Genomic DNA, 1,110 nt, shown 5'->3' on the forward strand with positions numbered 1-1,110 from the left:
GCAAACGCCTAGGAACAAAACCCGGGGCACTTCAAGGCTTGCGCCTGGTGGTGATGCATCGACGCCGTTTACTAAAGCCTTTCAGCCCCATGGATTTCATGATGCGTGCGACCTTCTTATGGTTGATCGGGCCGAAGTCCGTATCGTCGTTGAGGCTTGCAGCGATGCGTTTAGCACCATAAAGCCCGTGCTCATCATCGAAGATGGTCTTGATTTTTGCACCAATAAGGGCATCGGAACATGTCTTTAACCTGCGTTTTTCGCGGGTGTTGAGCCATTTGTAGAACGAGGAGCGATTGAGTTTTAACACGTGGCACATCCGCTTGACCGAGTATTCGGTTCGGTGGTCATAGACAAACTGGAAGCGGATTACCAGCGTGTCTCTTCGGCAAAATACTTCGCGGCCTTGCGCAGGATGTCGCGTTCTTCGCGCAGCTTAGAGACTTCTTTTTCTAGCTGGCGGATCCGTTCAGAATCAGTCGTCGCCTGGGCCTTGTCACGCAGGGTCTTCGTGCGGGCACGCTTGCCGGTGCCGTACTGCTTAAGCCAGGAATAAAGTGAGGAGCGATTGACTCCTAGCTCTGCTGAAGCCGCGTGAAGTGAAAGGTCCTCATTGTTTTCATAGAGGGCCACAGCATCACGTTTGAACTGTTCGGAGTACCTAGGCATGGTGGTAGATTACCTTTCTTCCCAGCCCGACTGGGCTGGATATCAGGTGTCTACCAAACAGGGGTCAGGTCCAGGCAAGGCCAGCACGGAAGATCTTCTGCAAGCAACGCTTGTTGGTGCACCGGTAGCGTGGAAGGCGCACATGAAGGCGTGTTGGGTGGCCGACGATGGGCAGATCGACCAGGCTGCGGATGACGTGGTCGCGGAATACTCCAGGCTGCCCGCAGGTAGGGCATTCATTGATCGGCTCGACGGGTTCGGCTTCAATAACAGTGACGTCACCGTTTTCTGTGGCACCGGTGATAGTAGTTCCTAGTTTTGCGGTGCGGCAGATGGTATCGACGATGACATTTCCGTTAGGCTGCACAGTAGGTCCTTAGTTTTGTACGGATGGATTAGATACCTTTTTCCTACAAAGCCAAGGACCCCAATATCTTGTGC

Annotated in this window: 2 protein-coding genes and 1 pseudogene; all 3 read right to left on the reverse strand. The window is 53.4% G+C overall.

Annotated elements, in window-relative coordinates; translation table 11 throughout:
• Nucleotides 1-31 precede the first annotated feature (31 nt).
• Complete coding sequence (locus HMPREF3227_RS10165) at nt 32-310, reverse strand: IS3 family transposase (RefSeq protein WP_197429527.1); 279 nt, start codon at nt 308-310, stop codon at nt 32-34.
• A 59-nt stretch (nt 311-369) separates the two neighbouring features.
• Nucleotides 370-669 carry an IS3 family transposase gene (locus HMPREF3227_RS10170; RefSeq protein ID WP_066512827.1) on the reverse strand — a complete coding sequence of 100 codons (300 nt, stop codon included), beginning with the start codon at nt 667-669 and terminating at the stop codon, nt 370-372.
• A 73-nt stretch (nt 670-742) separates the two neighbouring features.
• Nucleotides 743-1,036: pseudogene (locus tag HMPREF3227_RS13020) on the reverse strand (transposase family protein); the annotation flags it as partial.
• Nucleotides 1,037-1,110 lie beyond the last annotated feature (74 nt).

The sequence above is a fragment of the Corynebacterium sp. CMW7794 genome, assembly GCF_001563605.1.
Lineage (GTDB): Bacteria > Actinomycetota > Actinomycetes > Mycobacteriales > Mycobacteriaceae > Corynebacterium > Corynebacterium phoceense.

What these genes read in the sequence shown, in the direction of transcription:
- HMPREF3227_RS10170 (WP_066512827.1), bottom strand. Translation starts at nt 669, where the DNA reads ATGCCTAGGTACTCCGAACAGTTCAAACGTGATGCTGTGGCCCTCTAT.